General features: G+C 53.7%; 1 tRNA gene and 1 rRNA gene. Both read left to right on the top strand.

The window, feature by feature from the left end:
• Nucleotides 1-10 precede the first annotated feature (10 nt).
• Nucleotides 11-126 (top strand): 5S ribosomal RNA (gene rrf, locus M3166_RS19195).
• A gap of 8 nt (nt 127-134) precedes the next feature.
• Nucleotides 135-210 (top strand) — tRNA-Val (locus tag M3166_RS19190).
• Nucleotides 211-259: the final 49 nt, after the last annotated feature.

The raw sequence follows: 259 nt of genomic DNA, 5'->3' as shown, positions 1-259 counted from the left end.
CCCACTATAGTGAAGTGATGATGGCAAAGAGGTCACACCCGTTCCCATACCGAACACGGAAGTTAAGCTCTTTAGCGCCGATGGTAGTTGGGGGCTTCCCCCTGTGAGAGTAGGACGTCGCTTCGCAAAAACTTGGAGGATTAGCTCAGCTGGGAGAGCACCTGCCTTACAAGCAGGGGGTCGGCGGTTCGAGCCCGTCATCCTCCACCATTTCTAAATGCCGGTGTAGCTCAGTTGGTAGAGCAACTGACTTGTAATC

The sequence above is a fragment of the Solibacillus isronensis genome, from assembly GCF_023715405.1.
GTDB lineage: Bacteria > Bacillota > Bacilli > Bacillales_A > Planococcaceae > Solibacillus > Solibacillus isronensis_B.
This window is presented reverse-complemented; position numbering and strand designations above follow the sequence as displayed.